Origin of the sequence: Rathayibacter sp. AY1B8 (assembly GCF_002932775.1) — a bacterium.
Taxonomy (GTDB): Bacteria; Actinomycetota; Actinomycetes; order Actinomycetales; family Microbacteriaceae; genus Rathayibacter.
On the sequence record NZ_PSWJ01000002.1, the window covers coordinates 19,399 to 44,482 of the forward strand.

Genomic DNA, 25,084 nt, shown 5'->3' on the forward strand with positions numbered 1-25,084 from the left:
GACCGCGAACCGACGAGGTCGGCGGAGCGGTCCGGGTCGGCGGGGGGGTGTGCCTGCAACGCTAGCCGGAGGACCGGCCGGACGACCCGTCGATGCGCGCCAGTCGCGGGACGGCGGAGGGACGACGCCGCACGGACGGAACGGTCGGCGGCTCGGCGACCGCATCGGCGGCGGATCGAGGCGCTCAGGAAGCGAAGGAGAGGCCCGTTCCTGATCGTCCGCCCCGCCGGTTCCGACCCTTTCGCCCCGTTCGGGAGCACTTCCCCGCACCGGTCTGGCCCCCCGGTGTGAAGGCTCCCAGGTTCCTCGCGCTCGTCGGCGGACCGGTGCCAGCGTGAAGAGACCGAGAAGCAGAAGGAGAAACGACCATGACTCTTCGACGAACTCTTGCCACCCTCGCCCTCACGGGCGCCATCGCCTCCGTCGGCGTCGTCGCTGTCGCGACGCCCGCCTCCGCGGCCGAGGTCGCGAACGGACAGTACGTGAGCGCCGGGAACTACGCGTGCGGAGCCCAGGAGGTGGCCACCGGCGCCACCCTCGGACCCGAGGGCGTCCTGCGCCAGCGCGCTCTCGTCTTCCGCAACTGCGGGTCGAGCACGGTCGAGCGCAAGGCCGACATCATCGCCGACTTCGACGGCAGCTGCTACTCCGTGGCGCCGGGCAAGGCCCGAGTCCTCGACGCGCTGTTCGTGGCGGCGGGACGCAACACCTACCGCGCGTCCAAGGCCTGCTGAGGTCGCGTGCTCCGCCGGAGGGGCGGGTCGGGGACATCCCGGCCCGCCCCTCCAGCTGTCCGGAACGACCACGCCGTCCGAGCCGTCCTCCCGCCGACCCGCCCGCGGATCACTCCAGCACAGGCCCCAGCTCCGCCAGGACCTCCGCGACCCGGGCCCGCGCCCGTGCACCGAGCCCGCGGACCGGACGCGGGAGGCAGCGCGCCTCGGCGAGACCGAGCTGCTCCGCCATCGCCGCGACCACGCGGTAGCTGCCGCCGTGCTCCGCGAAGAGGTCCCAGACGGGCTGCAGGCGTGCCGATCCCGCGATCGCGGCCGCCTCATCGCCCGACTGCGCCGCCCGGGCGATCGACAGCGCCGTCCGCGGGAAGAGGCCGCCGATCACCGAGTACCAGGCGTCGCAGCCGCCGAGCAGCCCGCGCGCACCCGCGGCGTCCCCCGAGACCCCGACGGTGACCCCCTCCGGCACCCGCTCCCGGATCTCGCTGACGCGCGCCGCCGCGGCGCCCGGTCCCTCCGGCACGCCGGGGATCTTGAGGGAGGCGACCTGCGGCAGCCGGGCGACGGCCCCGTAGAGGTCGTCGGAGAAGGAGAAGCGCGTCGTCCCGGGGTTGTCGTACACGACGAGCGGCACCGAGAGCTGAGCCGTCACGTCCTCGTAGAGCCCCAGCACGTCCTCGTCCGTCAGCGGCTGGTAGCCGAGCGGCGCCAGGAGCACCGCGCTCGCTCCGGCGCTCTGCGCGTCCTCGGCGAGCGCCAGCACCTGCGAGGTGCGCAGCGCCCCGATCCCGACCACGACCGGCACCGGGCCGGCGCCGCGGACGGCGATCTCTGCTGCGCGCCGGCGCTCGCCGCGGTCCAGGTACGGAGCCGAGCCGGTCGAGCCCAGTGCGCCGATCGAGTCGACTCCCGCCCGCGCGAGCCGCTCGACGAGAGCGGCGAACGACCGCTCGTCGATGCTGTCGTCGCGGAGCGGTGTGAGGGGGAAGGCGCTGAGTCCGGTGAGCACGTCGGTCCGTTCGCTGGGGGCGGGAGGGGCCCGGCCAGTCTCCCCGGCGGCAGGGGCCCGGTCGAGGCCAGAACCGCCGGGGGCCGGGGGACCAGCCGTCACTCCGCGTCGAGCACCACTCGGGAGTGGAGTCCGAGCCGGTCGAGGAACGCCTCGTCGTGGCTGACGACGACCAGGCCGCCCCGCCAGGCGGCGAGAACGTCGACGAGGTGGTCGGTCGTGGCGAGATCGAGGTCGTTCGTCGGCTCGTCCAGCACGAGCAGCTGCGGAGCGGGCTGCGCCAGCACGAGCCCGGCGAGCGCGACGCGGAACCGCTCGCCGCCCGAGAGCGACGCGATCCTCCGATCGACCACGTCGCCGCGCACCAGGAGCCGCGCGAGGGCGTTCCGCAGCTCGACCGCCGGACGATCCGGCGCGGCCCGGGAGACGTGCTCCCGCACGGTGGCCTCCTCGTCGAGGAGTCCCTCGCGGCGCTGGGGGAGCCAGCCGACCCGCTCCGTCAGCGCTCGGGCCGTGGTGCCGGCGAGCGGATGCTCCCGCGCACCCGGCGCCCCGACGAGGTGCTCGAGCAGGGTCGTCTTCCCCGTCCCGTTCGCGCCGACCACGGCGATCCGCTCCGGCCCCTGGAGCACCGTCGTCCGGCCGCGCACCGTCACCTCCGCCAGACGGCGCCCGGCCGCGACCCCGGGGTCCGGCAGGTCGAGGCGGACCCGGTCGTCGTCCCGGACTGCTCGCGACGCTGCGTCGACCTGCTCGCGCGCCCGCGCCTCCGCGGCCCCGTGCCCGGAGCGCAGCCGTCCCGCGGTCGCCTCGGCTCGTCCTCTCCGCGCGTTCGCGAGGATCGCGGGCATCGACTCCGCCGATCGCGCCCCCGCCCGCGCCCGGCGGGCGATGGTCGTCTCGGCCTCGATGCGCTGCCGCCGCTCGGCGCGGAGAAGCCGGTCGGCGTCGCGCAGATCGCGCTCCGCGGCCGCCTGCTCGAGGGCGAGCCGCTCCTCGAACGCCGAGAACGTCCCGCCCGAGGTGCGGACCGCCCCGTCGCGCAGCTCCGCGATCTCGTCGACGTGCTCGAGCAGCTCCCGGTCGTGGCTGACGAGCACGAGCGTCCCGCGCCACCGGTCGACCAGGTCGAGCAGAAGCCCTCGGGAGCGCCGGTCGAGGTCGTTCGTCGGCTCGTCGAGCACGGCGATCGGCCGGCCGCGCAGCCGGACGCCGGTCGCGGCCGTGAGGACGGCCTGCCCTCCGGAGAGGGTCGCGACCGGCCGCAGCAGGTCCGCCTCCTCCAGGTCGAGCCCGGCGTCGCCGAGTGCGGCGAGCGCCCGGGCCTCGAGGTCCCAGTCGTCCGCGAGCACCTCGAAGTGCCGCGGATCCGCGTCGCCGCGGAGGATCGCGTGCAGAGCGTCCAGGCGATGCCGGATCCCGAGGAGATCGGCGACGGTGTCGTCGGGCCCTCGCCGGAGGCGCTGGGGCAGCAGGTCGACGGGTCCCGTCGTCGAGACGCTCCCGGCGGTGGGGGAGAGGCCGCCGGTGACGAGGCGGACGAGGGTGGATTTGCCGGCGCCGTTCGCGCCGACGAGACCGGTGCGCCCGCGGCCGAACGCAGTGGTCACGCGGTCGAGGACGACGGAGCCGTCGGGCCAGGCGAACGTGCAGTCGTGGAGGACGACGGCAGGCGGGGTGGTGCGGGAAGTGGAGGGCACGGTGCTCCAGGGGTCGGTGTCGGCGCACGACGACCACCGGGCTCCGAAGGAGCAACGGCTCGCCCCTGAGGGGCGGGCACGGGGGACGTCAGTGCGAGAGCAGCTGCTGCGTCGTGGACGCAGTACCGGTGCTGGGGCGCAAGAGTCCGTCTTCCGTGCGGGGAGCCCCCGTGACCGCGAGCCGCTGGATCGGCCGGTGTGGCGGCCGCACCGACGTCGCGGCTCGCGACGAGGTACGGGTCGACCGTACGTGCCCGTCGGACCCGTGCGCAACCGTGACCGACTGCTCGTCCGCGGCCTGCGTCCGTCGGCGCCGTCGCGCGGCTCGCGGCGGACGGCTCTCCACCCACGGCGGGACGGCCGGACCGCCCGGGTGTGCACGCTGCTGCCCGCCGGTCGAGGGGGTCGCCGGCGGGCCCTCCCGTCGCCGGGCCCTCACTACGCTGAGCCCATGGTGACCATTCGCGACGTCGCGGCCGATGCGGGGGTGGCCCGCAGCACGGTGTCCTACGTGCTCTCCGGCAACAAGAAGCTCCCGGAGGCGACCCGCCTGCGCGTGCTCGCGAGCGTGGAGCGGCTCGGCTACCGGCCCGACCCGATGGCGCGGGCCCTGGCGCTGCGGCGCACGAACATCCTCGGCTTCTTCGCCTCCGTCGATCCGGAGTCGCGGCAGACCGATGTCGACGTCTTCATGCGCTTCGTGCGGGCGGCGATGTACGCGGCCCGCGCCCGCGGCTTCGACCTGCTGATGATGGGCACGGGCGAGGGGGAGCTCGCGCGCGACGTCCTCGCCGATGCGCTCGTCGTGATGGACATCCGCCGGGACGACCCCCGGCTGCCGGTCCTCGCGAGCATCGGCCTGCCGACCGCGCTGGTCGGCTACCCGGGCGAGGGCAGCCCGTTCAGCGCGATCGACCTCGACTTCGACGGCGCGGCGCGGGTCGCCGTCGACCACCTCGCCGACCTCGGGCACGTCGAGATCGCGGTCCTCGGGATGGGCCCCGACGCCTACGAGAGCGGCTACGCCTTCGCCCTGCGGTTCCGCGAGGGCTTCCTCGACCAGTGCCGCCTGCGCGGCGTGCGGGGAGCCGTCATCCCCAGCACCGACGACGTCGACGACTGGTTCGAGCAGGCGCAGGAGCAGCTCCCCGGCCTGAGCGCCGTGGTCACGCACGGGCCGGGCGTGCTCGAGCCGTTCCTGCAGCGCCTCAGCGGCCTGGGCCTGCGCGTCCCGGAGGACTGCTCGATCATGACCATCGCCCCGGAGGCGGTGATGCGGCACGCCGACCAGCCGGTCACCGTGGTGGACCTGCCCGGCGACGAGATGGTCTCGCGGGCGGTCGACCTGGTGCTCGACGAGCTCGCCGGCACCGCGACTCCGGGAGTGACGGAGCTGCTGCCCGCGGTGGTCGTGGACCTCGGCACCACCGCGCCCTTCTCGCCGGGCACCAGCCGGGGCGTCGTCCCCTCGTGGCGGCGGGCGCGCGGCTGACGTCGCCGGGTCGTCCGGAGCGTTCCCCGGGCGATCGGTGAACCGGTTCTCCGAAATCTATTGAACCGGTTCTCCGACTCGGTTAGGCTCGCCACGACTTCCGGACGGACCGCCTCAGCGGGCGCCCCCGGAGGGTCTTCCCGGCGCGAGCGCTCCGCTCGTCCCGACCGTATTCAGAGAGGAATACCGTGAAGAACAGCATCCGACGGGCCGCAGGCGCCGCCTCCCTCGTCCTCATCGCCGGAGTCGCCCTCAGCGCGTGCAGCGCACAGGGAGCGGGCGACGACTCGTCGAAGTCGCTCACTCTCTGGGACAGCTTCACCCAGTACGACGCGTCCTCCCCCTACGGCCAGCTCCTGGCCGGCTGCGAGGCCTCGACCGGGATCACCCTCGAGCGCACCTCCGACCCCGACCTCACCACCAAGCTCCTGCAGTCGGCCGCGTCGAAGACCACGCCGAACCTGGTCGTCCTCGACAACCCCAACGTCGCGAAGTTCGCCGACACCGGCCTGCTCGTCGACAACGCCGCCTCCGGGCTCGACACCAGCGACGTCCTCCCGAACGTGCTCGCCGCCGGCCAGCTGGACGGGAAGACCTACGGCTCCTCGATCGGCTCGAACACCCTCGCGCTCTTCTACAACAAGGCGCTCTTCGAGGCCGCCGGCGTCACTCCGCCGACGACCTGGGACGAGCTGACCACCGCCGCGAAGGCCCTCACCGCGGGCGACGTCACCGGGCTCGGCTTCTCCGCGATCGGCACCGAGGAGGGCACCTTCCAGTTCCTGCCCTTCTTCTGGGGCTCCGGTGCGACCCTCGAGGACATCTCCTCCGACGACGCCGTCTCGGCGCTCGCACTCTGGACCGACCTGGTGAAGAGCGGCTCGGCCTCGCAGGCGAACGTCAACGCCAACCAGCAGGACGTCCGCGACCAGTTCCTCGCGGGCAAGCTCGGGATGATGGTCAACGGCACCTGGCAGCTCTCCGCCCTCGACGAGGCGGGCATCGACTACGGCGTCGTGCCGATCCCGGCGAAGGACGGGGGAGCGGCACCGAGCCCGCTCGGCGGCGAGTTCGTCGAGGTGGTCGCCTCCGACGCCGCGAAGCAGACGCTCGCCACGGAGTTCGCGCAGTGCGTCATCCAGCCCGACAGCCTGAAGGCCTGGGCGGCCGGCCAGTCGTACATCATGCCGTACGCCGACGCGGCCGCCGAGCAGGCGACCGAGGACCCCGCGCTCCAGCCCTGGGTGGAGGCCATCTCGGTCGCGCAGGGACGCACCAGCGACCTCGGCGTCGCCTACCCCGACACCTCGAAGGCGCTCTGGACCGCGATCCAGGAGTCGCTGACCGGCTCGAAGACGCCGCAGGCGGCCCTCGACGACGCCGCGGCGAGCCTGAAGTAGCGGCCGCATGACCGACCCCGCCGTGCTCACGGCGCCGGTCGCGGGCGGGGCGGCCACCAGGCCGCCCGCCCGCCGCCGACCCCGCTCCCACCTCCGCATCGCCGCCGCCGCCTTCATGGCGCCCGTGGTGATCTTCCTCGCCGTCTTCTTCGTCTACCCGATCATCCGCGGCGTCGTCCTCAGCCTCCAGGACTTCGGACCGTCGTCCTTCGTGACCGGGATCGCCCCCTTCGTCGGCTTCGACAACTACGTCACGGTCGTCACCGATCCGATCTTCGCGAGCATCGCCTGGCACACCGTGGTCTTCACCGTGGTCTCGCTGGTGGGCCAGTTCACGATCGGCATGGCCCTGGCGCTGTTCTTCAGCCGCCGGTTCCCGCTCTCGGCGACGTTCCGCTCCCTCATCCTGCTGCCGTGGCTCCTGCCGCTGATCGTCTCGGCGACGGCCTGGCGCTGGATCTTCGACCAGCAGTTCGGCATCCTGAACGCCGCGATCGGCACGCCGGTCGGCTGGCTGACCGATCCGTCCGTCTCGCTGTGGGCGGTCATCATCGCCAACATCTGGCTGGGCATCCCGTTCAACATGGTGCTGCTGCACGGAGGCCTGCAGGGCATCCCCGAGAGCCTCTACGAGGCCGCGGCACTGGACGGCGCCTCGCGCTGGCGGTCCTTCTGGAGCATCACCTGGCCGCTGCTGCGACCGGTGACCTCCGTCACGCTCCTCCTCGGCCTCGTCTACACGATCAAGGTGTTCGACGTCATCTGGATCCTCACCAAGGGAGGCCCGGCCAACAGCTCGCACACCCTGGCGACGTGGGCCTACGAGCAGTCCTTCACCGACCTGCAGTTCGGAGTCGGAGCGGCGGCCGGCCAGATCCTCGTGATCGTCGCCCTCGTCTTCGGCGTGATCTACATCCGCGCCCAGCGCAAGGAGGACCTCGGATGAACCGGCACACCACAGGGCTGCGCCGCGGGATCGACGTGGTCATCGCGATCGTGCTCTGCGGCTTCCTCCTCTTCCCGCTCTACTGGATGGTCAACGTCTCGCTGACCAAGCCGCAGAACCTGATCCAGACCCCGCCGAGCCTGTTCCCCGGCGACCCGACCCTCGACGGGTACGTGCAGGCGTTCTCGACGCAGCTGCCGAACCTCATCACGAGCCTCGTGATCTCGATCGGCTGCGTGATCCTGACGCTGGCGATCGCCCTGCCCGCCGCTTTCGCGATGGCGAAGTTCCGGGTGCGGGGGACCGGCGTCGTGATGTTCGTGTTCCTCCTCGCCCAGATGATCCCCGGGATCGTCCTGGTCACCGCGCTGTTCGCGATCTACAACGCGCTGGGGCTGCTCAACACCTATCCGGGCCTGATCCTCGCCGACGCGACCGCCTCCGTGCCGTTCGCGGTGATCATCCTCCGGGCCTTCATGCTCGGCATCCCCGACGAGCTGATCGAGGCCGCGCGGATCGACGGTGCGAGCAACTGGCGCTCCTTCGTCTCGATCGTCATCCCGCTGAGCCGGAACTCGATCGTGACCGCGGGCCTGTTCTCGTTCCTGTTCGCCTGGGCCGACTTCCTCAACGCGAACTCGCTCACCTCGGGCAACAGCATCGTGCCGTTCACCCTCGGCCTCTACCGCTACATCGGATCGACCACCACCAACTGGAACGGGATCATGGCGACCGCCGTGATCGCCTCCATCCCGGCCGCCGTGCTGCTGATCGTGGCCCAGCGCTACGTCGCCGCCGGGGTCACCGCCGGCGCGGTCAAGGACTGAGCGCCGTGCCCGACTCGAGGAAGCAGGAGCACATGGACACCGACGCGTTCGCCCTCGAGGGGGACCGCCTCGTCTGGCGCGGCGACGGCGAGACCGTCGTCGTCGAGCCGTGGGGGAGGGACAGCGTCCGGGTCCGCGCCCGCCGGTCCGGGGAGGTCCTCGACACCGACTGGGCGCTGATCGCCCCCGAGCGCCACGCGCCGGAGGTCTCGATCGAGGGACCGCGGGCGACGCTGCGCGCCGGCGGCATCACCGTCGTCCTCGAGCAGCAGGAGGGCTACGGGTACCAGACCGGCTACCACGAGCTCTCCTGCTCCCTCTCCTTCTACGACCGTCGGGGGGAGCTGCTCTTCCGAGAGCTCGGGAGCGGGGGAGCGCTCAAGCTGCGCGCCCGCGAGCAGCGTCCGCACCTGGGCGGCGACTTCCGGCTGACCGCGCTGTTCGAGACGTCCCCCGACGAGAAGCTGTACGGGATGGGGCAGTACCAGCAGGACATCCTCGATCTGAAGGGCTGCACGCTCGAGCTCGCGCACCGCAACTCCCAGTCGAGCGTCCCGTTCGTGCTGTCGAGCCGCGGCTACGGGTTCCTCTGGCACAACCCCGCGATCGGCCGCGCGACTTTCGCAGCCAACCGCACGGAGTGGTCCGCCGAGTCCTCCCAGCAGCTCGACTACTGGGTGACCGCGGGGGAGACCCCGGCCGACATCACCCGGGCCTACGCCGACGCGACCGGGCACGTCCCGATGATGCCCGAGCACGGCCTCGGCTTCTGGCAGTGCAAGCTGCGCTACTGGAACCAGGAGCAGCTGCTCGAGGTCGCCCGCGAGCACCGGCGCCGCGGCCTGCCGATGGACGTCATCGTGGCCGACTTCTTCCACTGGCCGCACATGGGCGACTTCCGCTTCGAGGAGGAGTTCTGGCCGGATCCGTCCGCCATGGTCGCCGAGCTGCGCGAGCTCGGGATCGAGCTGATGGTCTCGGTCTGGCCGCAGGTGTCGGTCGAGTCCGAGAACTACATCGCGATGAAGAAGGGGAACCTCCTCGTCAAGGCCGAGCGGGGCCTGGACCTGCACATGCAGTTCGAGGGTCCGAGCGCGTTCTACGACGCGACGAGTCCCGCCGCCCGGAGGTTCGTCTGGGAGGCGTGCCGGCGCAACTACGGCGAGCACGGGATCCGGCTCTTCTGGCTCGACGAGGCCGAGCCCGAGTACGGCGTCTACGACTTCGACAACTACCGCTACGCCGCCGGCCCCGCCGTCCAGGTCGGCAACCTCTACCCGCAGGCGTTCTCCCGCGGCTTCTTCGAGGGGCAGAGCGAGGGCGGGGAGACCGCGATCGTCAACCTCGTCCGCACCGCGTGGGCGGGCAGCCAGCGCTACGGTGCGCTCGTGTGGTCGGGCGACATCCACTCGACCTTCGCGGACCTGCGCCACCAGATCACGGCCGGCATCCACATGGGCGTCGCGGGGATCCCGTGGTTCACGACCGACATCGGAGGATTCGCCGGGGGAGACCCGTCGGATCCGGAGTTCCGTGAGCTCCTCGTGCGCTGGTTCCAGTTCGGCGCGTTCAGCCCGGTGATGCGCCTCCACGGCGACCGCGCGCCGTCGGCCCCGGTCACGGCCGCCGACGGGAGCCGCCGCGCCGCGACCGGAGCCGCGAACGAGGTGTGGAGCTTCGGCGAGGAGGCCACGCCAATCCTCACCCGCCTGCTGCATCTGCGCGAGACCCTGCGCCCGTACACGCGCGAGGCGATGCGGGAGGCGCACGAGCTGGGCCAGCCCGTGCTGCGCGCGGTGTTCCACGAGTTCCCGGGGGACCCGGAGGCCTGGGATCTGGCCGACCAGTACCTCTTCGGCTCGGACCTGCTCGTGGCTCCGGTCACGCACGCCGGAGCCGTCTCCCGACGGGTCTACCTGCCCGCCGGGGCGCGCTGGACGGAGCTCTCGACGGGCGCCGAGCACGAGGGCGGGCAGTGGATCGTCGCCGACGCGCCCCTGGCCGTCATCCCGGTCTTCGCGCGCGACGGTCGGCAGGCGCACCTCGTCGGGCAGCTCTGAGCGAAGGCTCCCCGCTGTCCGGAGGTTCCGCCGCGAGGAGCGCCCCCGCGTCAGCCCGTCCCTTCGAGCCAGAAGTCGACCGCGTCGGGGGACGGGCGTTCGGCGACCCGGACGACGTCGCCGAATTCGAGCACGCTGTCCGGATCCTCCTTGACGGCCGGCCACCGCTCGCGGCCGGCGGCGTCCGGATCGCCGTGGGAGACGAATGCGAGCCAGCGCGCGGTCATCTCCTGCTCGAGCCGGCGGTCGACGTCCGTGTAGTCGGCGTCGCCGTCCGCCCCGAGGTTCCCGTACGCGTACATCACCTCGGCGCCGTGGTACGCGCCGAACCGCTCGAGTCCGCTCTCCGGGGGAGTGCGCGTGAAGATGTAGGCGTGGACGCCCGCCCGTCCGGTCCGGGCGGCCGTCAGCGCCCAGAGCCGCATCGGGGCGGTCATCGTCCGGTCGCTGTCGGCGCGCAGCCGGGAGTCGACGACCTGGTCCTCGACGGCACCCGGGTACAGCGCGAGGAATCGGTCCGCGTCGTCTCCGTGCTCCCGGCGCACCTCCTGCTCGTAGGCGTCCGGATCCGGGTCGACGCCTCCCAGCAGATCGAGCGAGGTCTCGTCGGAGTTGCTGCCGAGCAGGAGGGGGACGTCGTTCTGCCGACCGGCCTCGTAGACGGCGAGCGGCGTGTCGGGGAGGACGACGCCGTCGATCGAGGGCCACCAGTGTTGCGAGAGGCCAGCGGCGGCCGTGACGATGCGCTCGGCCGGTAGGGCCCTCATCTCGGCGAGGCTCGCCCCGCCGAGCGCCTCGCTCAGGCGCGCAGCCGCCTCCCGTGCGGTGGCGGCGTCGTCGTAGAGGTCGCCGGCCTCGCGGTCTCCCGCCGACCCCAGGCATCCTCCGCTCTCCCCGATGATCCCGTGGAGGAGGCCGGCCGCGAGGGGCGAGGCCCCGAGGATGCAGGCGCTGCCGGAGCCGGCGGACTGGCCGGCGACCGTCACCCGCCCCGGGTCCCCGCCGAAAGCGGCGATGTTGTCCTGCACCCACTGCAGAGCGGCGACCTGGTCGAGCAGTCCCTGGTTCCCCGGGGTGCCGCCGCCGAGCACATCACCGGCGAGGAATCCGAGGACGCCCAGACGGTAGGCGACGGTGACGACCACCGCGCCCCGGGAGGCGAGCGCCGCGCCGTCGTAGGCGGGGAGGGCGCCGGACCCCGAGACGAACGCGCCGCCGTGGAGGTAGACGAGGACCGGGCGGGAGTCGCCCGCCCCGCCGGCCGGCGTCCAGATGTTCAGGCGGAGGCTGTCCTCGTCCGTCGCGTACCCGCCGAGGAGCGTCTCCTCCAGCGGCAGGTCGAGCACGCGGGTCGCCGCTCGGGAGAGGAACGTCGGCTCCGGCTGAACGGCGGAGGGGCCGAAGTCGTCGGCCACGAGGGTCGCCGACCGCTGCGGGGCCGGGCGGGGCGCCTCCCAGCGCAGCGGACCGACCGGGGGAGCGGCGTAGGGGATCCCCGCGAAGGCGTCGACCCCGGCTGCGGCGTCGTGCACACCGACGACGTCGCCCTGCCGGGTCGTGACCGGGGCGGTGTGCGGACCGGCGAGCGTCCGCGTCGCCGGGAGAGGACCCGCGGCGAGGGCGACGGCTCCGACGAGCCCTGCGGACGCGACCCAGGCCGCCGTACGCAGCATCCAGTGCCGGTGCCGCCAGCTCCTCGAGACGGCCGCGATCAGGACCGCGGCCGCCGCGACGACGAGCCACCCCCACCACTCCACCCGGTTCAGCCAGGCGAGGACCGCCCCGATGAGCACGACGGTCGCGGTCGGCAGCCACCGGGACCGTCGCCGTCGAGGATCGGGCGTTCCAGTTCTCGATACGGTATGCATTGGAAACGAAACGTACTGAAAAAGCCCATCCAGCGCAAGGATCCGAATAGGCTGGGGGCGTGGTCACAGGCGAGCAGGCTCCGGTCCGGCGGAGGAGCGAGACGCGACGACGTCTCCTCGCCGCGGCCGCCGAGCTCTTCGAGAGCACGGGCACCATCGGCCAGCGCGTCGAGGACATCTGCGGGCAGGCGGGCTTCACCCGCGGCGCGTTCTACTCGAACTTCGCCGGTGTCGACCAGCTCTTCCTCGCACTCCACGAGGAGCAGGCCGCGAGAGTGTGGGGGAGCCTGCAGGAGGCCCTCGACGTCCAGCTGCAGGAGGAGCACCGCGCGGCGACCCTCGACGGCGCCGTCCGCTCCCTCCTCGGCGCGCTCCCGTCCAGCCGCGAGTGGTTCTCCCTGCGGTCGGTGCTCCTGGCACGCGCCGCCGTGGACCCGGAGTTCGCCGAGCGGATGATGATCGACGACGACCGCGTCTCGCGCGAGCTGGGCGAGCGCTTCGCCGCCCTCGCCGCCGTGCACGGCCGCGTCCCCGCCGTCGAGTCCGCCGTCCTGGCGAAGGCGGTCGTCGCGGCGCACGTCGGGTCGGTGAGCCAGTGGCCCGTGGACACCAGCGCCGAACTCACGCAGCGCATGGTCGTCGCCGCGGTGATCCGAGGTCTCACCGTCGAAGCGCCCGGTCTGCCATCGGAGCGCGGCGGCGATCGATGACGTCCTGTCGCAGGAGCGTTGAGGGGAGCCGATCGCCATCCCTGCAGAACGGGACTTCGGTCGAACTGACATAATCTCGCTTATGAGAAGCGGCAGTGGGAAGCGCCCGGGGGAGCGCGCAAGCCCTGTACCGCCTTCGACGGGCTTGCGTACCGTCGCTGACGACCCGCACCACTCCTCGAGGCACCGGACCGGTGCAGAACAGGTGACAGCACATGACTCGCGAGCAGAACATCGCCTCCCAGCAGGCCTTCGGCGAGGCGGTCAACGCCGGCGACTTCGCCGCGTTCGACGCACTCGTCGCGCCCGACTCGGTCGATCACGACCCGGCGCCCGGCCAGGCACCCGGCCCGGAGGGATACGCCGCGTTCTTCGGCGACCTGCGGACCGCGTTCCCCGACATGGCACTCGAGGTCGAGAAGCTCGTCGCGGACGACGACAGCGTCGCGTTCGCCTACACACTGACCGGCACGCAGACCGGTGTGTTCCAGGGCCACGCGCCGACGGGCAAGTCCGTGAAGATCCGCGGCATGCAGATCAGCACCTTCGTCGACGGCAAGCTCGCCGAGCGCTGGGGAAGCAGCGACGAGCTCGGCATCCTCACGCAGCTCGGCCTCGCACCCGGCGCCTAGCCGGCGGGACTCCGGCGGGTTCCGAGGCTCGTGTGCAACCACACCTCGGAGCCCGTCGGGCGGAGTGTGTGCGAACAAACTGACATAATGTGCATTATCGGATAACGGCGAAAGGGCCGGACGGACCGGGACTGAGGCCGCCCGACGGTCCGGCACGTCATCAGCGGATCGGCGAATGCTCCACCCACGGCTCGACGTCCTCGTACCAGCACGTCTCGGTCGGAGTGTCGAAGCGCGTGACCAGCCGCAGCCGCAGCCGCGGATCGACGGTCACCTTTCCGCGGACGCCGTCGTCGGCCCGATCCTCTCGGGCGCCTGCCGGAACGCGCGTCAGCGGCCCTGCGAGCGCTCCCGCCGGTTCACCATCACCGCGACGGCATCGAGAAGGATGCTCACGCCGCCCGGCGTCCGCCGGCGGACGGCCTGCGCCCACGACGGCGTCGGACTCCCCCGATACCGGTCCGCTGCCGTCCATCGGAGTCATCCGTCGAGGATCGCAGACCCGCGCGCCGGGGTCATTCCGCGAAGGCGATCAGGCGAAGTCGGAGATGTCGCCGACGAGGCGGGTGTTGTCCGCGGGGATCGGCTCGACGGCCGCCAGAGCGACCTCGGCCGCGAACTCCTGCACGTTGTAGAGCTTGCCGGCCGACTCGCGACGCGAGCTGATCGCGCCCGGGTTCGCGCGCTCCAGCAGGGTCGCGGTGATGGTGCCCTCGATCATGTCGCCCGAGACGACGATGAACTCGATCCCGCGCTCGGCGAGCTCACCGATCCGCTCGCGCAGGGCGTCCTCGCCGGCGCGCTTGGAGAGCGCGACGGGCTCGTACTCGGGCATCGTGGGCGTGGTCCGGATGAAGTGCGCCTGGTGGCTCGTGACGAACACGACACGGGAGCCCTCGGAGAGCAGCGGCAGCGCCGCGTCGAGCACGGCGACCTGCGAGTCGCGGTTGAGGACCATCGCGTAGTCCTCCCCCATGTTGCTCTCCATGCCGCCGGAGGCGTTCAGGACGAGCACGTCCAGTCCTCCGTACTCCTTCTCGATGCGGGAGAAGAGCTCGGCGCGCGAGTCGGCGTCGGTGAGATCGGCGCCGACGGCGATGGCGGTGCCGCCGGCCTCGACGATCTGCGCGACGAGCTTGTCGGCGCGCGGCGCCTTCGAGCGGTAGTTGACGACGACGCGGGCTCCGGCCTCGGCCAGGTAGCGGACCGTGTCGGCGCCGATGCCGCGGGACGACCCGGTGACGAGAGCGCGCTTGCCGTCGAAGGAGCCGGGGGCGAGGGGATTGGACACGGGTATTCCTCCAGAACGCCGGCTCGGAGACCGGATCGGGCACGATGACGGGCCACGGCCCGACGGAGGAGTCTACCAAGGGCCTCGAGATCGTCGGCGCACCCCCTCTCCCAGCCCTCGTCCGGGGGGCGTTGATAGCCTGGGAATGCTCGTCGAGGGGAAGGAGCACACAGCATGGACGCTGTCACCCAGTACGCGTGGATCCTCTGGCTCGCGCTGATCCTCATCTTCGTGATCGTCGAGATGATCACTCTCGAGTTCACGTTCCTGATGCTCGCCGTCGGCAGCATAGGCGGACTGCTGACCGGGCTGGTCGGGGCTCCCTTCTGGGTCCAGGTCCCCGTCGCGGCCGTCCTCGCCGCCCTCCTGCTGTTCACCGTCCGTCCGCCGCTGCTGCGGCTGCTGAAGCGGGGCGGCGATCCCACCCCCAGCGGAGCAGACGCTCTCCTCGGGCTCTCCGGCAGCGTCGTCCTCGCCGGTCCCGGAGCCGGCCAGGTCAAGCTCGCCAACGGCGAGACCTGGACCGTCCGCCTGTCCCCGCTCGTCGAGGACCGCACACTCGGAGTCGGCGAGAGAGTCGTCGTCACCGCCATCGAGGGCGCGACCGCGGTCGTCGTCCCCGCCGAAAGGAGCACACCGTGACACCGTCCTCCGTCGTGACGATCGTCGTCGTCGCCGCCGTCGTCCTCTTCGCCCTGGTCGTCCTCTTCCGAGCGGTCCGCATCATCCCCCAGGCCACCGCCGGGGTCGTGGAGCGCCTCGGCAAGTACCACAAGACCCTGCTGCCGGGCCTCAATCTCGTCGTGCCGTTCATCGACCGGGTCCGCCCGCTGATCGATCTGCGCGAGCAGGTCGTCTCGTTCCCGCCCCAGCCCGTGATCACGGAGGACAACCTCGTCGTCTCGATCGACACGGTCGTCTACTTCCAGGTGACGGACGCCCGCGCGGCGACCTACGAGATCGCCAACTACCTCGGCGCGGTCGAGCAGCTGACCACCACCACGCTCCGCAACGTCGTCGGCGGCCTGAACCTCGAGGAGGCGCTGACCTCCCGCGACAACATCAACGGGCAGCTGCGCATCGTCCTCGACGAGGCCACCGGCAAGTGGGGCATCCGCGTCGGACGCGTGGAGCTCAAGGCCATCGACCCGCCCCTCTCCATCCAGGACTCGATGGAGAAGCAGATGCGCGCCGAGCGCGACCGTCGAGCCGTGATCCTCACCGCCGAGGGCACCAAGCAGTCCCAGATCCTGAACGCCGAGGGTCAGCGCCAGGCCGCGATCCTCGCGGCGGAGGGCCAGGCGAAGGCGGCGGTCCTGCGGGCCGAGGGTGAGGCCAAGGCGATCACCACCGTCTTCCACGCCATCCACGAGGGCCGCCCCGACAGCGAGCTCCTCGCGTACCAGTACCTCCAGACACTCCCCAAGATCGCCGAGGGCAGCGCGAACAAGCTCTGGGTCATCCCGAGCGAGCTCACCGAGGCGCTGAAGGGCATCGGAGGCGCGCTCGGCCAGCGCGGCCAGTCCGCCCCGGCGGTCCGCCCGCAGGACGCGGCACCCACGTCGGCGCCTGCGGCGTCCGCGCCTGCCGCATCCGGGTCCGTCGGCTCCACGCCTGTCGTGCCCGGATCCGATACGTCCGCCCCCTTGGCGGCCGCGACGACCGACGGAACCCCGGACTCCGCGCCCACTCCCCCGCCGCCGGCCGTCTAGCCACGGACCCGGTCCGCGATGCGCACCCCTGAGCGACCCCTCGCCCTGAGCGGGCCGACCCCCCGGGTGATCGCGCATCGCGGGTTCGGCCCGCAGGCCGAGGGCAACACGCTCGCCGCCTTCGAACGCGCCCTCGCCGCGGGTGCGGACCTCCTCGAGACGGACGCGCGCGCCTCCCTCGACGGGGTCGCCGTGCTCGTCCACGACGCCGAGGTGATCGACCGCTCCGGCCGCCGCCACGTCGTCGCCGCCACCCGGTGGGAGGAGCTCGCCGACCTCCGACTGGCGGGCGGCGCCCGGCTCGCCTCTCTCGAGCAGGCCCTCGCCGCACTCCCCCGCGCGCGCTTCAACATCGACGTGAAGTCGCGGGACGCGATCGACCCGGTCGTCGCGGCGGTGTCCGGCGCCGCCGCCGCGGAGCGCGTCCTGATCACCTCGTTCTCCGAGATCCGTCGAGCAGCGGCCCTCCGCCGTCTTCCCGGCGCCGCGACCTCGGCGTCGGCGGTCCGCTTCGTCGTCGCCCTGGTCGCCGCCCACCTCGGCGCCGCCCTCCCCGTGCGTCTCGCTCTCCGCGGCATCGACGCGCTCCAGGTGCCCGAGCGCGCGCTCGGCCTCCGCGTCGCCGAGCCGCGGATCCTCGCCCGGCTGCGGGTGACCGGCTGCGAGATCCACCTCTGGACCATCGACGATCCGGAGCGGATGGAGCAGCTCCTCGCGCTCGGGATCGACGGGCTCGTGACCGACCGCACCGACCTCGCCCGAGCGGCCGTCGACGCCTTCCTCAGCGCCCGTCGGCCACGCCCTCAGGAGCCGCGGAATACGCCTCCGACCTGAGGATTCTCTGGCAATGGCAGGGACGGGAAGACCACCTCCAGGTACGACGTTGACACTGGGGAAGCACAGCGAGAGGAGACCACACAATGGCAGATCGAAGCTTGCGAGGAATGCGGCTCGGATCCCAGAGCCTGCAGAGCGAAGAAGGCGTCGTCTTCTCCCCGCGATCGACGTACGAGTACCACTGCGCGAACTGCGGCCACGACACCGACATGGTGTTCTCGGCCGACGCGGAAGCACCGGAGTCCTGGGAGTGCCGCTCCTGCGGTCACGAGGCCACTCTGATGGTGGACTCGAAGCCGGTCGTCGTGGACAAGGGCGAGCAGAAGGCTCCGCGCACCCACTGGGACATGCTGCTCGAGCGTCGGACCCGCGCGGAGCTGGAGGAGCTGCTCGAGGAGCGGCTCGCCTATCTGCGCGCCAGGCGCGGCGAGCACAAGATCGGCGCGTAGCGCCGGTCAGCGGTAACGGCGTCGCGGCTCGCGCGTCCTGAGGACGAACGAGACCATGCCGATGAGACCGGCGGCCAGGAAGTACCAGCCGAGGTCTCGCGCCCACACCAGAGCCGGGGTCGTGGTGGAGCTGAGGGGGACCTCGTCCACCATGGCACCCGGCTCGAACCATGTCAGGGAGTCGATCGTCGCGCCGTCCGGCCCGATGATCGCACTCGTCCCGACGGTCGAGATGTTGACCACGCTGCGCCCGGTCTCGATGGCCCGCAGGCGAGCGATGGCGAGCTGCTGGACGCTCTCGTCGGTCCGGCCGAAGTCGGCGTTGTTGGTCTGCCCGAGGATGACCTGGGCTCCCCCGTCGACCATCGCGTTCGTCAGCGCGTCGTCCGAGATGTCGAAGCAGATCGCGATGCCTGCGAGGACGCCGTTCACGTCGAAGACGTTGGGACGGGTGCCGATCGAGTAGTCGCGGCTCACCAGGTCGACCAGGTCCGGAGCGAACATCCGCCAGAACGCCCGGTCCGGCATGTACTCGGCGAACGGGACGGGATGCACCTTGTCGTAGACCTGCGTCGCCCCCTCCCCCGCCTTCCAGAGCAGCGAGCTGTTGTAGAAGACGTCGTCCGAGGGGTTCGTGATCGTGCCCACGACGAACGGCGCGTCCATCGTCCGGCTGAGGTAGTCGAGGACGGCGGCCGACTGGGCGTTCCGGGTCGGATCGATGTCGACGCCGTTCTCGGGCCACACCACCATGTCGACGTCCTGGTCGAGGATCGGCAGCGTCGCCGAGGTGTGGTCCTCGAGGATCTGCCCGCGGTAGCTCTGTGAGAACAGGCCCGCATCGGAGTCGCCCTGGACGGCGGCGATCCGGGTCGTGCCCTCCGTCGGTGCCGGCCAGGCGGGGAACACCAGCGCCACGATCGCGAAGCCCGCGAGAGCGCTGACGCGAGAGGAGGCCGGGACGGACATCTCGCGGACGGCCTGCGCGAGCACGGCCGCGAGGAACGCCACCACGAAGCCGAGGCCGGCGAAGCCGATCCACGCCGCGAGACCGGCGAGCGGGCCGAGGGACTGCGAGATCGCGAGGCGGCCCCAGGCGAAGCCGCCGTAGGGCCAGACGCTGGTGATCGACTCGCGCCCGATCCAGAGCGCCGCCACGAGGGCGGGGAGGCCGACCATCCGGCCGAGCGGTCCCGTCCAGACGCGGTGGCCGCGCGTGGAGACGACCGCCATCAGCCCCGCGGAGAGCGCGAAGAAGATCGCCTGCAGGCCGGCGAGGGCCGCCCACGGGACCGGACCGAGGTAGAGGGTCAGCCACTCGATGTGGACGCCCCAGAAGACCGCTCCGCCGACGAGGCCGACGAGGCTTCCGCTCCAGAAGCCGCGCCCCGCCAGCGCGAACAGGATCGCCGCGGCGCCCACGATCGCCAGCGGCCAGACATCGGAGTCGGGGAAGCCGCGGTCGAGCACGGCGCCGCCGAGGGCGGCGAGGGGCAGCGCCACCCACAGCGGAACGGTCCGCCCGTCGGGCGGAGGAGCGACCGGCGTCATGCGACGGTCGAGTACGCGACGATGCCGCGGCGGACCAGGTCGAGGGCGGTCCGGGCCGCGCGGCCGACCTTGCCCTCGGCGACGACGGAGAGCTGATCGAGGAGGTCGATGGTCTGCTTCGCCCAGCGCACGAAGTCGCCGGCGGCCATGTCGGACTCGCGGAGCACCATGTCGAGCGGCATGCCCTTGGCCCACATGTTCATCGACAGCGCCAGGCTCGTCGAGATCGGGTTGCTGCCCGGCAGGCGGTGCTCCCGCTCGACGTCGTCGAGCCGGGCCCACAGCAGCTGGGTCTTCTCCAGCGCCTCGGGGAACGCGCCGCGGGGCAGGAACTGCTCGCCGAGCGTCCCCTCCTCGCGTCGCGGCTCGAAGACCAGGCAGCACGCCATTGCCGCGAGGCCGGCCGGATCGAGCTCCGTCCACGCCTGCTTCCGGAGGCACTCGGCGACGAGCAGGTCCCGCTCCCCGTAGATCCGGCGGAGCGTGCGACCGTTGGGCGTCAGCGAGAGCTCGCCGACCTCGTCCCGGCGGAAGTAGCCGAGCTCGAGCAGCACGTCCGTGATGTGGTCGAAGATGCGGGCGACGGCGCCGGTGCGCGAGCGGATCTGGCGCTCGATCTCGTCGGTCTCGCGGCGCAGCTTCCACCAGCGCTCGGCCCATCGCGCGTGCTGCTCGCGGTCGGAGCAGGCGTGGCACGGGTGCGCCTTCATCCGACGCCGCAGGCTCGTGAGCTGTCCCTGGCGCTTCTCGCGCTCGGCGTGGGAGGCCGACTCGCCGCGCACCGCGCCCCGGCGCTCGAGGTCGCCGATCTCACGGCGGATCGCCGCGTACTGCTCGAAGTCGCCCAGGTGGCACTGCATCGCCGTGACGTAGCCCGCCATCGACTCCTCCTGCTGGCGGACCCGGCGGGCGAGATCGACGACGGACCGGTCGGCCTGGAACTGCGCGAACGACGACTCGAGGATCTCGCGCGTGCGCACCCGCCCGAACTGCTCGATCAGGTTCGCGGCCATGTTGTAGCTGGGGCGGAAGCTGGAGTTGAGCGGGTAGGTCCGCCGGGAGGCGAGGGACGCGACCGCCTGAGGGTCCATCCCGCCGCGCCACTGGATCACCGAGTGGCCCTCGACGTCGATGCCGCGTCGGCCCGCCCGGCCGGTGAGCTGGGTGTACTCCCCCGGTGTGATCGGGACGCGCGCCTCGCCGTTGAACTTCTCGAGCTTCTCGAGGACGACCGTGCGGGCCGGCATGTTGATGCCGAGCGCGAGCGTCTCGGTCGCGAAGACCACCCGCACGAGACGGCGCAGGAACAGCTCCTCGACGACCTCCTTGAAGGCGGGGAGCATCCCGGCGTGGTGCGCGGCGACGCCCCGCTGGAGTCCGTCGAGCCACTCCCAGTAGCCGAGCACCGCGAGGTCCTCGTCGCGGATCGTCCGGCACCGCTCCTCGACGATCGCGCGGATCTCGTCGCGCTCGTGGCGCTCGGTGAGGCGCACGCCCGACCGCAGCACCTGGCGCACGGCCTGGTCGCAGCCCGCACGGCTGAAGACGAAGAAGATCGCGGGGAGGAGGTTCTTGCCGCGGAGGATCTCGACGACCTCCGAGCGCAGCACGAGCTCCTCGGTGCGCTGCTCCGGGTAGCGGCCGCGACCGCCTCTGCCGTTGCGGCCGCCCCTGCCGCCGCGCTCGACCCGGGAGCCGCCCTGGGCCATGCGGGCGAGCTCGGGGTTCACCCGGTTCGTCGCCGCCCGACCGGAGGAGTCGAAGAGGTCGACCAGCTTGCCGCCCACCAGGACGTGCTGGTCGAGCGGGACGGGCCGCTCCTCGGAGACGATGACCTCGGTCTCGCCCCGGACGGTCTGGAGCCAGTCGCCGAACTCCTCGGCGTTCGACACGGTCGCGCTGAGCGAGACCAGCCGCACGCGCTGCGGGAGGTGGATGATGACCTCCTCCCAGACGGCGCCGCGGAAGCGGTCGGCGAGGTAGTGCACCTCGTCCATCACGACGTAGGCGAGGTCGCGCAGGAGGTCCGAGTCGGCGTACAGCATGTTGCGCAGCACCTCGGTCGTCATCACGACGATGCGGGCGCGCGCGTTGACGTTGGAGTCGCCGGTCAGCAGACCGACCTCGGAGGCTCCGTAGTCCTCGACGAACTCCTGGAACTTCTGGTTGCTCAGCGCCTTCATCGGCGTCGTGTAGAAGACCTTGGCCGTCGGGTCCTGCATGGCCAGGTGGATCGCGAACTCGGCCACCGCCGTCTTGCCGGCGCCGGTGGGCGCGGCGACGAGGACGCTGTGGCCGTCGTCGAGAGCGCTGCAGGCCTCGTACTGGAAGGGGTCGAGGTCGAACGCGAGGGTCGAGCGGAACGCCTCGACCCTCGCGTGGCCCTGGCGCGTCCGGAACGCGGCGAACCGCTCGGCGGGAGACGGTCCGGTCACGCGGGCAGGTCGGAGGGGCTGCCGTCGAACACCAGCTGGCGCTTGGCGGCGCGCCGGTCGTGCAGGATCGCTATCCCGCAGGCGAGGAAGAACAGGAAGATGATCGGGATGGCCAGGAGGAACATCGAGATCGGGTCGGCCGCGGGGGTCGCGATCGCCGTGAAGAGCACGATCGCCATGATCGCGATGCGCCACGACTTGAGGATCAGCATGCCGGGGAGGATGCCGAGGAAGTTGAGGAGCACCAGGAAGACGGGCAGCACGAAGGCGATGCCGACGACCAGCACGAGCTTGAGAACGAACTCGTAGTAGATCTTGGCGTCGAGGAAGCTCGCCGCGTTGCTGCCGGTGAAGCTCGTCAGGAGCTCCACGATGTGCGGGAACACGAACCAGCCGGCCGCACAGCCCGCGAAGAACAGCGGGATGGCGGTGAGGATGAAGCCGAGGCCGTACCGCATCTCCTTGCGGGTCAGGCCCGGGACGAGGAACGCCCAGATCTGGTAGAGCCAGACCGGGCTCGCCAGGACGATGCCCACCGTGATGGCGATCTGCAGCCGCAGGTCGAAGGCACCGGCGATCGTCGGGAAGTTGAGGATCGCCTCCTTGCCCTGGGTGGAGGCCACCTCGGAGATCGGAGCCTTGAGGGCCTCGAAGACCCACTCCGAGACGAACCACCCCGCGACGCATGCGATGACGATCGCGATCGCCGACTTGAAGAGCCTGTTGCGAAGCTCGACGAGGTGCGCCCCGAGCGACATGCGCCCGTCGGGGTTCTTCGTCCGCTTCGTCCGTGGCTTCTTCGGTGCCACGGACGTCATTACTTGAGCGGGGACTCGGGCGGCGTGGTGGTGCCGGTGCCGGTGGTCGAGCCGGTGGATCCGGCGACGGTGCCGGTGGTCCCCTCGGTCGACTCACGGCGCTCGGTGCCGTCCTCGTCCTTCATGGTCTTGACCTCGCTCTTGAAGATCCGCATCGACTGCCCGACACTGCGGGCCAGCTGCGGGAGCTTGGGCGCACCGAACAGGAGGAGGATCACGGCGAGGATGATGAGGAGGTGCCACCCCTGGAGGCCAGCGAACATTGCAGACTCACTTCACTTGTCGGTTGCGGTGTACGAGGAGCTTACCCCGTTCGACCCGTCCTGACCGGCGGAGATCGATCCTGTCGCGACGTACGTCACGTCGGCCCTCGTGCGCACGCCTCACGTCGTCGCGATCGGCGAACAGCGACGAGGGCGGCCGGGGCGGCAGGTCGTCCGTCACTCCAGGACTCAGTGTCTCGAGTTTCGCGGTGACCTCGGACAGCTGTCCGAGGAGCACCTTCCCCTTGCGCCAGTAGGAGAGGGCGAAGAGGACCAGCATCGTCAGAGCCCCCAGCGCGAGGCCGAGCCAGATCAGGATCCACGACCACCAGGTCACGACGGTTCCCCCTCGTTCGCGGCGAGCGCGGAGGCCGCCCAGTGCGCGACCGCGGTGCGCGCCTCGGGGGGTGCCACCACGGTGACGAGACCCGCCAACGACGCCACCAGGCGCGTCAGTCCCTCCAGATGGGCGACGCGGAGACGGACGAGGACACCGTGGTCCTCCTCCCCCGGCACGGGATCGGGGAACTCGGCGTCGGCCGCGTAGTCGCCCAGCAGCACGACGGCGCTGGGGGCGACGCGCAGGTCCACGACGAGATCCGAGGCGGAGGCCTCGAAGAGCCGTTCCGAGAGGGTCACCTCGTTGCGGCGCCGGACGATCGGCGTCCCCGTGTCGCGGAGGGAGCGCATCCTGTCGACCCGGAACGTCCTGACGCCCTCGCGGAGGTGGTCCCATCCGCGCAGGTACCAGTCCCGGTCGACCGATTCGAGCACGAAGGGGTCGACGAGCCGGGACTCGGTCTCGCCGCGGGCGCTGCGGTAGTCGAAAGCGACCTGCGTCGCCGAGCCCATCGCTGTCCGCAGGAGCGCCACAGCGCTGTCCGCGCCCGTGCCGCGCGAGACCGCGACCGCGCTCGGGGCCGAGGAGGCGCCGCGCGCGAGCTTCCCCATCAGCGAGGCGATCCGGTCGTTGCCCTGGTTCTCGGGCAGCGCTGCGAGGTACTGCATGCCGGCGATGAGGGCGGCGGCCTCCCGCGCCGAGAACCTCGGCGAGTCGTCGATCGCGACCTGGTGGGTGAGGACGACGTGGTCGTTCTCCTCGAAGTCGTCCCAGCCGATGTCGAAGAGGTCGTTCGCCTGGTACTGCGCGGTCTCGCCGGGGATGCCCGAGACGGCGATGAGGCGCACCGCGCGGCGCACCTCCTCCTCCGGGATCTCGAAGTGCGCGGCGACCTCGGCGACGGAGACGCGACCCCGGTCGAGCAGGTAGGGAACGAGGGAGAGGAGGACGGCCAGTCGGTCGCGCGCCTGCAGGGAGCGGGGTCTAGCCACGGGGATCCCCTCCATAGTCGTCCAGGGTGCGGCGGAGGCGGTCGAGGACGCGGCGGCGGAGCTCCTCCGGCTCGAGCACCCGCACCTCGGGACCGTGACCGGCGAGCTCGTCCGCGAGCACGTCCGGGTCGGTGTAGTGCAGGCGCAGCAGGCCCTGGCCCTCGCCCTCGGCCTCGGCACGCCCGCCGAGACGGAGGGCGGCGTCGGAGTCGGGGGCGACGCGCAGGAGCGCGCTGTTGCGCTGCAGGATCTCGTCGAGCTGGGCGAGAGCGGTCGCCGCGTGGTCCCCCTCTGCGGGAGGCGCGGTGCGGCCGGTGGACGCGACCGGCCCGACGATCCGCGACAGGAGGAAGGTCCGCGTGCCCTCGGCGCCCTCGTCCCAGCCGTGGAGGTGCCAGCGCCCCTGGTGGTTCACCAGGGCGCGGGGCTGCACGGTGCGCACGCGCGGCTCCTCGCCGCCGGGCTTCAGGTAGGGGAAGCGGACGACCTGGCCGCGGTCGAGCGCGGCGTTGAGCGGCTCGAACGAAGCCTCGCGGACCCGGATCGAGGGGCTGATGCCGATGACGGGGTCGACGGACTCGACCCCGATCGAGCGCAGCTTGATCAGCGCGCGCCGCGACTCCGCCGAGAGCGTCCCCTCGCGCCAGACCGCCCCGGCCAGGCGGAGCAGCGCGAGCTCCTCCGGATCGAAGGTCAGGTCGGCCGGGAGGTCGTAGCTGCGCTTCGCGATGCGGTACCGGACGGTCTGGGTGTTGCCCGGGTCGCCCGGGGCGTCGACCGTCTCGATCGGGATGCCCAGCTCGCGCAGGTCGTCCTTGTCGCGCTCGAACTGGCGCTCGAGCGAGGTCCGGTCGCCCCGGCCCACCCGCTGCCGGTAGCCCTGCACCGTCGAGAGGACGTCGGCCTTCGTCAGTCCGTTCTCGGCCGCGACGAGCGCGAGCACGAGGTTGAACAGACGCTCCTCGGCCGGGACGCGGCTCGAGGACGGGGCGTCGGAAGGCACGCCCTCCAGTCTAGG

24 protein-coding genes are annotated in these 25,084 nt (G+C 71.9%); 12 read left to right on the plus strand and 12 right to left on the minus strand.

The genetic code is table 11. From position 1 onward, the window contains the following. Positions 1-368 precede the first annotated feature (368 nt). On the plus strand, positions 369-734 hold the full coding sequence (locus C5C63_RS01700; protein ID WP_104222056.1) for a hypothetical protein: 366 nt from the start codon (positions 369-371) through the stop codon (positions 732-734). 109 nt (positions 735-843) lie between these two features. Here C5C63_RS01700 and C5C63_RS01705 read toward each other — a convergent pair whose 3' ends face one another. Beyond that, on the minus strand, positions 844-1,743 hold the full coding sequence (locus C5C63_RS01705) for a dihydrodipicolinate synthase family protein (protein ID WP_104292086.1): 900 nt from the start codon (positions 1,741-1,743) through the stop codon (positions 844-846). Between the two features lie 98 nt (positions 1,744-1,841). Next, the gene (locus C5C63_RS01710; protein WP_104325402.1) at positions 1,842-3,443 is read right to left on the minus strand and encodes an ABC-F family ATP-binding cassette domain-containing protein; all 1,602 of its coding nucleotides are present in this window, start codon (positions 3,441-3,443) and stop codon (positions 1,842-1,844) included. A 451-nt stretch (positions 3,444-3,894) separates the two neighbouring features. On the opposite strand from C5C63_RS01710, the gene C5C63_RS01715 reads away from it, so the two are divergent. The 5 genes from C5C63_RS01715 (at position 3,895) to C5C63_RS01735 (ending at position 10,168) form a co-directional block, all read left to right on the plus strand. Continuing rightward, a complete protein-coding gene (locus C5C63_RS01715) occupies positions 3,895-4,935 on the plus strand; it encodes a LacI family DNA-binding transcriptional regulator (protein WP_104222050.1) in 1,041 nt (346 codons plus the stop codon). Positions 4,936-5,123: 188 nt separating this feature from the next. Further along, entirely contained in the window at positions 5,124-6,335 is a 1,212-nt protein-coding gene (locus C5C63_RS01720) for an extracellular solute-binding protein (protein WP_104222048.1), read from the plus strand. Positions 6,336-6,342: 7 nt separating this feature from the next. Beyond that, positions 6,343-7,281 (plus strand): carbohydrate ABC transporter permease, encoded by a 939-nt coding sequence (locus tag C5C63_RS01725; RefSeq protein WP_104325403.1) that lies wholly within the window; start codon positions 6,343-6,345, stop codon positions 7,279-7,281. Next, positions 7,278-8,108 (plus strand): carbohydrate ABC transporter permease, encoded by an 831-nt coding sequence (locus tag C5C63_RS01730; protein ID WP_104222044.1) that lies wholly within the window; start codon positions 7,278-7,280, stop codon positions 8,106-8,108. Before C5C63_RS01725 ends, C5C63_RS01730 begins: the two co-directional genes overlap by 4 nt. 32 nt (positions 8,109-8,140) lie before the next feature. Further along, the gene (locus tag C5C63_RS01735; protein ID WP_104237511.1) at positions 8,141-10,168 is read left to right on the plus strand and encodes a TIM-barrel domain-containing protein; all 2,028 of its coding nucleotides are present in this window, start codon (positions 8,141-8,143) and stop codon (positions 10,166-10,168) included. Positions 10,169-10,218: 50 nt separating this feature from the next. Here the strand turns inward: C5C63_RS01735 and C5C63_RS01740 are convergent, their stop codons facing one another. Further along, positions 10,219-11,961, minus strand: coding sequence for a carboxylesterase/lipase family protein (locus C5C63_RS01740; RefSeq protein ID WP_219815264.1), 1,743 nt, complete (start codon positions 11,959-11,961; stop codon positions 10,219-10,221). A gap of 134 nt (positions 11,962-12,095) precedes the next feature. Here C5C63_RS01740 and C5C63_RS01745 point away from each other — a divergent pair, with 134 nt between their 5' ends. Both C5C63_RS01745 and C5C63_RS01750 read left to right on the plus strand, forming a co-directional pair. Then, a complete protein-coding gene (locus tag C5C63_RS01745; RefSeq protein WP_104325405.1) occupies positions 12,096-12,746 on the plus strand; it encodes a TetR/AcrR family transcriptional regulator in 651 nt (216 codons plus the stop codon). Positions 12,747-12,961: 215 nt separating this feature from the next. Continuing rightward, the gene (locus C5C63_RS01750) at positions 12,962-13,378 is read left to right on the plus strand and encodes an ester cyclase (RefSeq protein ID WP_056045707.1); all 417 of its coding nucleotides are present in this window, start codon (positions 12,962-12,964) and stop codon (positions 13,376-13,378) included. A gap of 160 nt (positions 13,379-13,538) precedes the next feature. Here the strand turns inward: C5C63_RS01750 and C5C63_RS16640 are convergent, their stop codons facing one another. Together C5C63_RS16640 and C5C63_RS01755 are read right to left on the minus strand one after the other, a co-directional pair. Further along, on the minus strand, positions 13,539-13,862 hold the full coding sequence (locus C5C63_RS16640) for a hypothetical protein (protein ID WP_146078456.1): 324 nt from the start codon (positions 13,860-13,862) through the stop codon (positions 13,539-13,541). A 48-nt stretch (positions 13,863-13,910) separates the two neighbouring features. Continuing rightward, entirely contained in the window at positions 13,911-14,669 is a 759-nt protein-coding gene (locus C5C63_RS01755) for an SDR family oxidoreductase (protein ID WP_104292090.1), read from the minus strand. Positions 14,670-14,843: 174 nt separating this feature from the next. Between C5C63_RS01755 and C5C63_RS01760 the strand changes: the two genes are divergently transcribed. From C5C63_RS01760 to C5C63_RS01775, 4 genes are all read left to right on the plus strand, one after another. Continuing rightward, positions 14,844-15,311, plus strand: a complete 468-nt coding sequence (locus tag C5C63_RS01760) for an NfeD family protein (RefSeq protein ID WP_104222034.1) — start codon at positions 14,844-14,846, stop codon at positions 15,309-15,311. A gap of 14 nt (positions 15,312-15,325) precedes the next feature. Beyond that, on the plus strand, positions 15,326-16,381 hold the full coding sequence (locus tag C5C63_RS01765) for an SPFH domain-containing protein (protein WP_374953135.1): 1,056 nt from the start codon (positions 15,326-15,328) through the stop codon (positions 16,379-16,381). Between the two features lie 18 nt (positions 16,382-16,399). Further along, on the plus strand, positions 16,400-17,215 hold the full coding sequence (locus C5C63_RS01770) for a glycerophosphodiester phosphodiesterase family protein (RefSeq protein WP_104267343.1): 816 nt from the start codon (positions 16,400-16,402) through the stop codon (positions 17,213-17,215). A gap of 86 nt (positions 17,216-17,301) precedes the next feature. Then, positions 17,302-17,667: an RNA polymerase-binding protein RbpA gene (locus tag C5C63_RS01775; RefSeq protein ID WP_104292091.1), complete on the plus strand. Its 366-nt coding sequence runs from the start codon at positions 17,302-17,304 to the stop codon at positions 17,665-17,667. 6 nt (positions 17,668-17,673) lie between these two features. Here C5C63_RS01775 and lnt read toward each other — a convergent pair whose 3' ends face one another. The 7 genes from lnt to C5C63_RS01810 are packed head-to-tail and all read right to left on the minus strand — an operon-like array spanning position 17,674 to position 25,069. Then, the gene (gene lnt, locus C5C63_RS01780) at positions 17,674-19,218 is read right to left on the minus strand and encodes an apolipoprotein N-acyltransferase (RefSeq protein WP_104292092.1); all 1,545 of its coding nucleotides are present in this window, start codon (positions 19,216-19,218) and stop codon (positions 17,674-17,676) included. Then, entirely contained in the window at positions 19,215-21,653 is a 2,439-nt protein-coding gene (locus C5C63_RS01785) for an RNA helicase (RefSeq protein ID WP_104325406.1), read from the minus strand. The genes lnt and C5C63_RS01785 overlap by 4 nt, the downstream gene beginning before the upstream one ends. Next, entirely contained in the window at positions 21,650-22,471 is an 822-nt protein-coding gene (gene tatC, locus C5C63_RS17205; RefSeq protein ID WP_374952911.1) for a twin-arginine translocase subunit TatC, read from the minus strand. The genes C5C63_RS01785 and tatC overlap by 4 nt, the downstream gene beginning before the upstream one ends. After that, complete coding sequence (tatA, locus tag C5C63_RS01795; protein ID WP_104232603.1) at positions 22,471-22,734, minus strand: Sec-independent protein translocase subunit TatA; 264 nt, start codon at positions 22,732-22,734, stop codon at positions 22,471-22,473. Before tatA ends, tatC begins: the two co-directional genes overlap by 1 nt. A 7-nt stretch (positions 22,735-22,741) precedes the next feature. Continuing rightward, positions 22,742-23,071 (minus strand): hypothetical protein, encoded by a 330-nt coding sequence (locus C5C63_RS01800; RefSeq protein WP_104325407.1) that lies wholly within the window; start codon positions 23,069-23,071, stop codon positions 22,742-22,744. After that, positions 23,068-24,066 carry a YafY family protein gene (locus tag C5C63_RS01805; protein WP_104283651.1) on the minus strand — a complete coding sequence of 333 codons (999 nt, stop codon included), beginning with the start codon at positions 24,064-24,066 and terminating at the stop codon, positions 23,068-23,070. Before C5C63_RS01805 ends, C5C63_RS01800 begins: the two co-directional genes overlap by 4 nt. Next, positions 24,059-25,069, minus strand: coding sequence for a YafY family protein (locus tag C5C63_RS01810; RefSeq protein WP_104325408.1), 1,011 nt, complete (start codon positions 25,067-25,069; stop codon positions 24,059-24,061). Before C5C63_RS01810 ends, C5C63_RS01805 begins: the two co-directional genes overlap by 8 nt. Positions 25,070-25,084 lie beyond the last annotated feature (15 nt).

Bases quoted from the DNA above. Each gene is read 5' to 3' on its own strand.
- tatC (WP_374952911.1), bottom strand. From the start codon at position 22,471: ATGACGTCCGTGGCACCGAAGAAGCCACGGACGAAGCGGACGAAGAAC.
- C5C63_RS01730 (WP_104222044.1), top strand. From the start codon at position 7,278: ATGAACCGGCACACCACAGGGCTGCGCCGCGGGATCGACGTGGTCATC.
- C5C63_RS16640 (WP_146078456.1), bottom strand. From the start codon at position 13,862: ATGACTCCGATGGACGGCAGCGGACCGGTATCGGGGGAGTCCGACGCC.
- C5C63_RS01735 (WP_104237511.1), top strand. From the start codon at position 8,141: ATGGACACCGACGCGTTCGCCCTCGAGGGGGACCGCCTCGTCTGGCGC.
- C5C63_RS01715 (WP_104222050.1), top strand. From the start codon at position 3,895: ATGGTGACCATTCGCGACGTCGCGGCCGATGCGGGGGTGGCCCGCAGC.
- C5C63_RS01750 (WP_056045707.1), top strand. From the start codon at position 12,962: ATGACTCGCGAGCAGAACATCGCCTCCCAGCAGGCCTTCGGCGAGGCG.
- C5C63_RS01700 (WP_104222056.1), top strand. From the start codon at position 369: ATGACTCTTCGACGAACTCTTGCCACCCTCGCCCTCACGGGCGCCATC.
- tatA (WP_104232603.1), bottom strand. From the start codon at position 22,734: ATGTTCGCTGGCCTCCAGGGGTGGCACCTCCTCATCATCCTCGCCGTG.
- lnt (WP_104292092.1), bottom strand. From the start codon at position 19,218: ATGACGCCGGTCGCTCCTCCGCCCGACGGGCGGACCGTTCCGCTGTGG.
- C5C63_RS01725 (WP_104325403.1), top strand. From the start codon at position 6,343: ATGACCGACCCCGCCGTGCTCACGGCGCCGGTCGCGGGCGGGGCGGCC.
- C5C63_RS01760 (WP_104222034.1), top strand. From the start codon at position 14,844: ATGGACGCTGTCACCCAGTACGCGTGGATCCTCTGGCTCGCGCTGATC.
- C5C63_RS01775 (WP_104292091.1), top strand. From the start codon at position 17,302: ATGGCAGATCGAAGCTTGCGAGGAATGCGGCTCGGATCCCAGAGCCTG.
- C5C63_RS01770 (WP_104267343.1), top strand. From the start codon at position 16,400: ATGCGCACCCCTGAGCGACCCCTCGCCCTGAGCGGGCCGACCCCCCGG.